General features: G+C 62.8%; 8 protein-coding genes. 2 read left to right on the top strand and 6 right to left on the bottom strand.

Going from position 1 to position 8,627, the window contains the following annotated elements:
• Window positions 1-48: 48 nt before the first annotated feature.
• Genes hutU through hutI form a run of 4 tightly spaced genes read right to left on the bottom strand, consistent with a single transcriptional unit; the run spans window position 49 to window position 5,424 of the window.
• On the bottom strand, window positions 49-1,722 hold the full coding sequence (gene hutU, locus VL202_RS14805) for a urocanate hydratase (protein WP_325464861.1): 1,674 nt from the start codon (window positions 1,720-1,722) through the stop codon (window positions 49-51).
• Window positions 1,719-2,537, bottom strand: coding sequence for an N-formylglutamate deformylase (hutG, locus tag VL202_RS14800; RefSeq protein ID WP_325464860.1), 819 nt, complete (start codon window positions 2,535-2,537; stop codon window positions 1,719-1,721). The genes hutU and hutG overlap by 4 nt, the downstream gene beginning before the upstream one ends.
• A 52-nt stretch (window positions 2,538-2,589) precedes the next feature.
• A complete protein-coding gene (hutH, locus tag VL202_RS14795) occupies window positions 2,590-4,125 on the bottom strand; it encodes a histidine ammonia-lyase (protein WP_325464859.1) in 1,536 nt (511 codons plus the stop codon).
• Between the two features lie 48 nt (window positions 4,126-4,173).
• A complete protein-coding gene (gene hutI, locus VL202_RS14790; RefSeq protein WP_325464858.1) occupies window positions 4,174-5,424 on the bottom strand; it encodes an imidazolonepropionase in 1,251 nt (416 codons plus the stop codon).
• A 100-nt stretch (window positions 5,425-5,524) separates the two neighbouring features.
• Between hutI and VL202_RS14785 the strand changes: the two genes are divergently transcribed.
• Window positions 5,525-6,865 carry a formimidoylglutamate deiminase gene (locus tag VL202_RS14785; RefSeq protein WP_325464857.1) on the top strand — a complete coding sequence of 447 codons (1,341 nt, stop codon included), beginning with the start codon at window positions 5,525-5,527 and terminating at the stop codon, window positions 6,863-6,865.
• Between the two features lie 196 nt (window positions 6,866-7,061).
• The gene (hutC, locus tag VL202_RS14780) at window positions 7,062-7,808 is read left to right on the top strand and encodes a histidine utilization repressor (protein ID WP_325464862.1); all 747 of its coding nucleotides are present in this window, start codon (window positions 7,062-7,064) and stop codon (window positions 7,806-7,808) included.
• 133 nt (window positions 7,809-7,941) lie between these two features.
• Here the strand turns inward: hutC and VL202_RS14775 are convergent, their stop codons facing one another.
• A complete protein-coding gene (locus VL202_RS14775) occupies window positions 7,942-8,082 on the bottom strand; it encodes a hypothetical protein (protein ID WP_325464856.1) in 141 nt (46 codons plus the stop codon).
• A gap of 145 nt (window positions 8,083-8,227) precedes the next feature.
• Window positions 8,228-8,627 (bottom strand): sarcosine oxidase subunit gamma family protein (locus VL202_RS14770; protein WP_325464855.1); only part of this gene is annotated, 400 nt, incomplete at its 5' end.

Below are 8,627 nucleotides of genomic sequence, written 5' to 3'. Positions count from 1 at the left end.
TGTGGTCCTGCGGTATCCTGGTCTTCCGAAAATGCCGCAGATCTAGTCTCAGTTCCCGAGAATCCCCGGAAGCCGCAGGCCCTTTTCCTTGGCGCAATCCACGGCGATGTCGTAGCCTGCATCCGCATGGCGCATGACGCCGGTGGCCGGGTCGTTCCAGAGGACACGCTCCAGGCGGCGGGCTGCATCGTCTGTGCCATCTGCGCAGATGACGACGCCTGAATGCTGGGAGAAGCCCATGCCGACGCCGCCGCCGTGGTGCAGCGATACCCAGGTGGCGCCCGCGGCGGTGTTGAGCAGCGCGTTCAAGAGCGGCCAGTCGGAGACGGCGTCCGAGCCGTCCTTCATCGCTTCGGTCTCGCGGTTCGGCGAGGCGACGGAACCTGAATCGAGGTGGTCGCGGCCGATGACGACTGGGGCCGACAGTTCGCCATTCCTGACCATCTCGTTGAAGGCGAGGCCGAGGCGGTGACGATCACCGAGGCCGACCCAGCAGATGCGCGCCGGCAGGCCCTGGAAGGCGATGCGCTCGGCGGCCATGTCGAGCCAGTTGTGCAGGTGCTTGTTTCCGGGCGTCAGTTCCTTCACCTTGGCGTCGGTCTTGCGGATATCCTCCGGATCACCCGAGAGGGCAGCCCAGCGGAACGGACCGATGCCGCGGCAGAACAGGGGGCGGATATAGGCCGGCACGAAGCCCGGGAAGGCGAAGGCGTTTTCGAGACCTTCGTCCTTGGCGACCTGGCGGATGTTGTTGCCATAGTCGAAGGTCGGGATGCCCATGTCCTGGAAGGCGATCATCGCTTCGACATGGTCGCGCATCGAGGCACGCGCAGCCTTTTCGACAGCCTTCGGGTCGCTTTCGCGCTTTTCCTTCCACTCAGCCATCGTCCAGCCCTTCGGCAGGTAGCCGTTGATCGGATCGTGGGCGGAGGTCTGGTCGGTGACCATGTCGGGGCGGATGCCGCGGCGAACCATTTCCGGCAGGATATCGGCGGTATTCCCCAGCAGGCCGACGGACTTGGCTTCACCGGCAGCGGTCCAGCGCCGGATCATGTCCATCGCTTCGTCGAGCGTTTCGGCGCGAGCGTCGACATAGCGGGTGCGCAGGCGGAAATCGATCGAGTCCGGATTGCACTCAACGGCGAGGCAGCAGGCGCCGGCCATGACGGCTGCCAGCGGTTGGGCGCCGCCCATGCCGCCGAGACCACCGGTCAGGACCCACTTGCCCTTGAGGTCGCCGTTGTAATGCTGGCGGCCGGCCTCGACGAAGGTTTCGTAGGTGCCCTGCACGATGCCCTGCGACCCGATATAGATCCACGAACCGGCGGTCATCTGGCCGTACATGGCGAGACCCTTCTTATCCAGTTCGTTGAAATGATCCCAGGTCGCCCAATGCGGCACGAGGTTGGAGTTGGCGATCAGCACGCGCGGCGCATCCTTGTGGGTGCGGAAAACACCGACCGGCTTGCCGGACTGCACCATCAGCGTCTCGTCTTCGTTGAGATCGCGAAGGGTCTCGACGATCTTGTCGAAATCCGCCCAGGTGCGCGCGGCGCGGCCGATGCCGCCATAGACGACCAGTTCATGCGGGTTCTCGGCCACTTCGGGGTCGAGATTGTTCATCAGCATGCGAAGCGGCGCTTCGGTCATCCAGGATTTTGCGGTCAATTCGGTGCCGCGCGCGGCTCTGATATCGCGGATATTGTGACGAGGATTGGTCATTTTGTTCCCCTGTTTTGTTTTACCAATGTCAGCGCGGATGTTTCGATGCGCGTGAGAATGTCTTTAAGGTGAATGCGGAGTTTGGCGGCCTTGCCGTCGTCATAAGCGAAGGGCGGCGCCTCGGTGGTCAGGTGCGTCGACTGCGCCAGTTCCATCTGGATGGCGTGCACGCCGGTTTCGGGTTTGCCATAGTGCCGCGTCGTCCAGCCGCCCTTGAAGCGGCCGTTGAGGATGCTGGTATGGCCATCAAGATCGAGGACACCATCGACGGTCGCAGCCTCGATCGCCGGATCGCAGGTCTTGCCCATATCCGTGCCGATGTTGAAATCCGGCAGGATGCCCTCGAACAGGAAGGGAATGTCGGAGCGGATCGAATGGCAATCATAGACGACGGCGATGCCATGGATTGCCTTCACCCGCTCGATTTCGGCGGCCAGTGCCGCGTGATAGGGCGCGTGGAAATTGGCGAGACGGGCGGCGATGTCTTCCTCGGTCGGCTCATCTCCCTCTTTCCAGATCGGGACGCCATCGAAATCGGTTGATGGTATGAGACCCGTCGTGTTCTGGCCGGGATAGAGGCTGACGCCTTCCGGATCGCGGTTGGCGTCGATGACATAGCGATGGAAGGTTGCCCGTACCGTCGTCGCCGCCGGCAGCAGACCGGCATAGAGGGTGTGGATGTGCCAGTCGGTATCGGCAAGGATACGGCCATTGTCGTTCAGCCGCTCCCAGATGGCCGGCGGTACGTCTGTGCCGGTATGCGGCAGGCCGAGGATGACGGGGGATGCGCCTTGTTTGACTTCAAGGACAGTCATGGATGGCCCCTCTCTCCCTCGTTTCGTGACGGTGCAGTAACGTTCATCATGCTCAAGCCTCCAGAACCGGCAGGATGCCGGCGGATATAGCGGCGTTCAGCGCGCCGGAGCCGACGAGGACGCTGGCAGCCTTCAAATCGTTGGCCATGTAGCGATCGACTTCCAGCGTCGGCACGACCTTGCGGATTGCCGTAATGGCATTGGTCAGTTCCGGGCTGGTCACCAGCGGCGCGCGGAAGTCGATGCCTTGGGCTGCGGTCAGCGCCTCGATGCCGACGATGGCGAAGAGGTTGTCGGTCATCTGCAGCAGGCGGCGCGCGCCGTGGCAGGCCATGGAGACATGGTCTTCCTGGTTGGCCGAGGTCGGGGTCGAGTCGACGGAGGCCGGGTGCGACATCTGCTTGTTTTCAGACATCAGCGCCGCCGAGGTGACTTCGGCGATCATCAGGCCGGAGTTGAGGCCCGGCGTCTTGGCGAGGAAGGCCGGCAGACCGTAGGAGAGGGCCGGATCCACCAGAAGCGCGATGCGGCGTTGGGAGATCGCACCGATCTCGCAGATGGCAAGCGCGATCTGGTCGGCGGCGAAAGCGACGGGTTCGGCGTGGAAGTTGCCGCCGGAGACGACGGAATTATCCGAGAGCACCAGCGGATTATCGGTGACCGCATTGGCTTCGATCTCGAGCGTGCGGGCAACCGAACGCAGCAGATCGAGGCAGGCACCATCGACCTGCGGCTGGCAGCGGATGCAGTAGGGGTCCTGAACGCGTTCATCGCCTTCAATATGGCTTTCGCGGATCACCGAACCCTTGAGGAGACCGCGCAGGGCCGCCGCGGCATCGATCTGGCCCTTGTGGCCGCGCAGCGTATGGATGTCCGGATGGAACGGCGCCGAGGACCCCATGGCGGCGTCGGTCGAAAGCGCGCCGGTGATCAGGGCGGACTGGGCCGCACGATGGGCGCGGAAGAGGCCGGCGAGGGCAAGCGCTGTCGAGACCTGTGTACCGTTGATCAGCGCCAGGCCTTCCTTGGCGGCGAGCACGACCGGGGTCAGGCCGGCGCGTTCCAGCGCGGTACGGGCATCAAGCTGCTCGCCGTTGAAGAAGGCTTCGCCTTCGCCCATCATCACCGCCGCCATATGGGCAAGTGGCGCGAGGTCGCCCGAGGCGCCGACGGAGCCCTTTTCCGGGATGACCGGGATCACGCCCTTTTCCAGCATGCCTTCGATCAGGCGCACCAGTTCGAGCCGGGTGCCGGATGCGCCACGGCCGAGCGACACGAGTTTCAGCGCCATGATCAGGCGGACGATGTTTTCTGCCAGCGGCTGGCCGACGCCGCAGCAATGGGAAAGGATCAGGTTGCGCTGCAGGGTGGCGACATCGGCGGCATCGATCTTGATGCTCGCCAGTTTGCCGAAGCCGGTATTGATGCCGTAGACCGGCGCGTTGCCGGCGGCAATCTCGGCGATGCGGGCGGCAGCCTTCTCGATGCCCTTGTCGAAGGCGGGATCGAGCCGGACGGGCTCGCCGGTCCAGTAGATGGTTTCGAGGGTCGAGAGGGGCACGGAGCCCGGCTGGAGAATCAGGGTCATTTACAGTCCTCACCGATGCGCGGAGCCCAGCTCACGCGTCTTGAAATTTCAATGTCCGTTGCGGACGCGTGCATGGAGCGGGTTGAAGCCCATGCGGTAGACGAGTTCGGCCGGTCGCTCGATATTCCAGATGGCGAAGTCGGCCCATTTCCCGGGTTCGAGCGTCCCCACTTCGTCGACGAGCCCCAGAGCGCGTGCCGCCTCCCGCGTCACGCCGGCAATGCATTCGGTGACCGTCATGCCGAACAGGGTCGCTGCCATGTTCATGGTCAGGAGCAGCGAGGTCAGTGGCGAGGTGCCGGGATTGCTGTCGGTGGCGACCGCCATGGCGACACCGGCCTTGCGGAACAGGCCGATCGGCGGCTTCTTCGTTTCGCGGATGAAATAGAAGGCGCCGGGCAGGATGACAGCCACGGTGCCGCTCTTTGCCATGGCCTCTGCGCCCGCCTCGTCGGTATATTCGAGATGGTCGGCCGACAGGGCACCGTATTCCGCGGCAAGGGCGGCTCCGTGCAGGTTGGACAACTGGTCGGCATGCAGCTTGACCGGCAGGCCATGGGCTTTTGCGGCATCGAACACCTGACGCATTTCGTCGGTCGAAAAGGCGATCCCTTCGCAGAAACCGTCGACCGCGTCGGCCAGGCCCTGTTCAGCGATCGCGGGCAGCATTTCATCCACGACCTTGGCGACATAGCCGGCCTGATTGCCCTTGAATTCCGGCGGCAGGGCATGGGCGCCGAGGAAGGTGGTGCGAACAGCGACATCGCGTTCCTCGCCCAGACGGCGCGCAACGCGCAGGGTCTTGGCTTCGTTGTCGAGATCGAGGCCGTAGCCGGACTTGATTTCGACCGTGGTCACGCCTTCGGCCATCAGGGCGTCGAGACGCGGAAGCGATTGGCGGACAAGTTCGTCTTCGCTGGCCTCGCGTAGGGCACGGACGGAGGAAACGATGCCGCCGCCAGCACGGGCGACTTCTTCATAGGTCGCCCCTGCGAGGCGCATTTCGAACTCGCTGGCGCGGTCGCCGGCATGGACCAGATGGGTGTGGCAGTCGATCAGGCCGGGTGTGATCCAGCGGCCTTCGCAGTCGATGACCTCGGCGGCGTCATCAATGGAGAAGGGCAGGCCGGCCTCGCTGCCGGCATAGAGAATACGTCCGTCTTGCACGGCGATGACGCCGTTTTCGACAAGGCCAAGGTCCGGCAAGGCCGGGTTGAGCGTCGCAAGCCAGGCGTTTCGCCAGAGACGATCGCAGGCGGTTGGCCGGGTGCTGTCCGGTGCCGATTTTACGGAAGACATCGCTTTCTAGCCTTTCCTTTTTGTGCTATTATGTATAGACATAAAGAAAATGAGCGCAAGTGGTTTTTTGACGTGACGACAGTCAGGAAGGGGTGAGGCCTTGACCAGCATGCATGTGAAATCGGCTCTGCTGCCGACGGGATGGCAGAAGGATGTCCGGCTGACGATCGAAGATGGCCGGATTTCGTCGATCGAGGCCTGCGTCGCCGCCCAGGCGGGCGACGAGCGTCACGACATTCTCGTACCGGGCATGCCGAACCTGCACAGCCACGCCTTCCAGCGCGGCATGGCGGGGCTCGCCGAAGCACGCGGCCCAGGCGCCGACAGTTTCTGGAGCTGGCGCAACGTGATGTACCGGTTCGCGTTGTCGATGACGCCGGATCATGTCGAAGCCGTTGCCCGTCAGCTCTATATGGAAATGCTGGAGGCCGGATTTTCCCGCGTCGGCGAGTTCCATTATCTCCACCACGATATCGATGGCTGCCCCTATGCCGACATCGCCGAGATGGCACAGTGTATCGCATCCGCAGCCTCCGAGACGGGGATCGGGCTGACGCTGCTGCCGGTCTTTTATGCGCATTCCAGCTTTGGCGGTGCTCAGCCGAATGACGGGCAGCGCCGGTTCATCAATAGCACGGACAGTTTCGCGCGCCTGCTCGACGGCTGCCGATCTGCGGTGAAGGGGCTTGCAGATGGAAAGGTCGGCGTCGCGCCGCACAGCCTACGGGCCGTGACGCCGGAGGAATTGTCCGTCGTCGTCGCCATGGCCAAGGACGGGCCGATCCATATCCACGTGGCCGAACAGGTGAAGGAAGTAGAGGACTGCATCGCCTGGTCCGGCGCGCGGCCCGTTCAGTGGCTGTTGGACAATACGGACCTTGATGGCCGCTGGTGCCTGATCCATGCGACGCATATGACCGACGACGAGACCCGTCGCATGGCCGAGCGCAAGACGATTGCCGGCCTTTGCCCGATCACCGAGGCCAATCTCGGCGACGGGACGTTCAACGCCGTTGTCTTTGGTGAACATGGCGGCAAGTTCGGCATTGGTTCGGATTCCAACGTGCTGATCGGCCTTCCCGAGGAGCTGCGCCAGCTCGAATATTCGCAGCGTCTGGCGCATCGCTCCCGCAATGTGCTGGCCGCACCCGGCCAATCGACCGGCCGCGCACTGTTCGACGGCGCTCTCGATGGCGGTATCGCGCTTTCGACCAAGACCGGGCTTGCCGCCGGCAATCCGGCGGATTTCGTCAGCCTGACGGTGCCGGATATCGGTGGGCAGACCGACGATGTGATCATCGATTCCTGGCTCTTTGCCAATGGCACGAAGCCGGATTGCGTTTGGGTCGCCGGCCGCAAACAGGTCGAGCAGGGGCGTCATGTCCGGCGAGATGCGATTTCCGCCCGGTTCCGCAGCGCGATGAACGAATTGCTGGGCTGATTTTCGGGGCAGGCGACGGCTGCGGAATTCTGCTACAGCGCCGCGCGTCAAACGTGACGCGCAAAGGCCGCTGTAACACTTTAAATATGCTGCATAATTTTCTCCCTAAATCGATTCCGATGTAAGGAATTATGCAGTAGAGCGTTCCGAACGTGTTGAAAGTGAGAGAATGACGAAATCGCCTGAAGATGTGGGGATGGACGCGCAGACCGGACCTGCCGGGCCGACCGGCGATCTGTCTCTGCATCAGCGCATCCTTGGCGATATCGAGGCACGTATTCTCTCCGGCGAGTGGCAGCCGGGTTTCCGCATTCCCTTCGAAATCGATCTCGCCGAGCAGTACAAATGCTCGCGGATGACCGTCAACAAGGCGTTGACTCAGCTGGCGAAGACCGGCCTGATCGAGCGGCGGCGGAAATCGGGCAGCTATGTCACACAACCACGGGCGCAATCGGCGGTGCTGGAAATCCGGGATATCAAGCTGGAGGTCCAGTCGCTCGGGCTTGCCTATGACTATCGATTGACCGCCAAGAGCCGCCGGCGCAGCACGGCGGATGACCGGTTGCGGCTGGATCTTGACGGGGCGACGCCGATCCTGGACGTGAGTTGCATTCATCTTGCCGGCAACCGGCCATTCTGTGCGGAGCAGCGTCTGATCAACCTGGCCGCCGTGCCGGATGCCGGGACGGAAAGTTTCGAGCAAGAAGCACCAGGCCCTTGGCTGTTGAACAGGGTTCCCTGGAGCGCGGCCGAACATACGATCCGGGCCGTTGCCGCGGATGAGGTCATTGCCTCGGCTCTCGGGATTTCGGTTGGAACTGCTTGCCTGACGGTCGAGCGACGCACCTGGAGCAATGGCGCCTACATCACCCATGTGCGGCTGATCTATCCGGGTGAGCGGCATGCGCTGATCGCCAATTTCACGCCGTCGCAGCCAAAATAGAACCTGGCGAAGGCAACCCACTTCCTTCAACCGAAATCGGTTTAAGGATGAAATTATGCAGCAGGTAAAAAGCACTACAGCGCCGTGCGCCATATATGACGCACGGCGCTGTAGTGCCATCGCCCGCGCGGGTTTATTTTTTCGGCTTGGCGCCGGAAAGTTTGGGAACTTCCTTCTGGGTCGTCGCGGCGAAAGGCGAGGCTGCCTTGGCTGCAACCTTGTCCTTCTTCGGCTTCCTGGTTTCCTTGTTGCTCTTCGCTTGTCCCTTGGCCATGGTGCTGTCCTCCTGATCTGAATTCGCGAACGGAACGCGCGGTTCACGGGCCGCATCCCATTCAGCGCTACGCAAACATGGACGATGGCTTGCGCCGAGACAATCGGAAAATTGAGGACGTATTCCGCTTTACGTGACAATTTCGCTAGTTGGCGGTCGTCGCATCGACGCCGAACTCGAGACTCATCTCGATCAGTTCATCCCAGAGGCTTTCGGCAAAGCCGCGCAGGACCATGAGTTCGAAACTGTTTGGCCCCGTGCGGGTGATCAGCGCCGAGATATGACCGATCAGGGTCATCGCCGAACGACCGACCGGATACTGCGAAAGCGCGAGATCGACGGCCGTTCCCTTGGCAAGGACGCTCTCGACGGCGGTGCCGCTGATCCCGATCCGCACACGGCCATGGCTCTGGTCGGCGATGGAGCCGCTGCCATCAAGCTGTGCCGCCTTTGCGAAAATCTCGGACGAGGAAAGGACAGCGTCGCCGATGACGAACCATTGCCCGGGACCATAGTGCCGCACGGCGTGCGGTGCGCCGTCACCA

Origin of the sequence: Pararhizobium sp., assembly GCF_035497515.1 — a bacterium.
GTDB lineage: Bacteria > Pseudomonadota > Alphaproteobacteria > Rhizobiales > Rhizobiaceae > Pararhizobium.
Note: the sequence above shows the minus strand (reverse complement) of the source record. Positions and strands in the feature narration are given on the sequence as shown.

What these genes read in the sequence shown, in the direction of transcription:
- hutU (WP_325464861.1), bottom strand. Translation starts at nt 1,722, where the DNA reads ATGACCAATCCTCGTCACAATATCCGCGATATCAGAGCCGCGCGCGGC.
- hutG (WP_325464860.1), bottom strand. Translation starts at nt 2,537, where the DNA reads ATGACTGTCCTTGAAGTCAAACAAGGCGCATCCCCCGTCATCCTCGGC.
- hutH (WP_325464859.1), bottom strand. Translation starts at nt 4,125, where the DNA reads ATGACCCTGATTCTCCAGCCGGGCTCCGTGCCCCTCTCGACCCTCGAA.
- hutI (WP_325464858.1), bottom strand. Translation starts at nt 5,424, where the DNA reads ATGTCTTCCGTAAAATCGGCACCGGACAGCACCCGGCCAACCGCCTGC.
- hutC (WP_325464862.1), top strand. Translation starts at nt 7,062, where the DNA reads ATGGACGCGCAGACCGGACCTGCCGGGCCGACCGGCGATCTGTCTCTG.
- VL202_RS14775 (WP_325464856.1), bottom strand. Translation starts at nt 8,082, where the DNA reads ATGGCCAAGGGACAAGCGAAGAGCAACAAGGAAACCAGGAAGCCGAAG.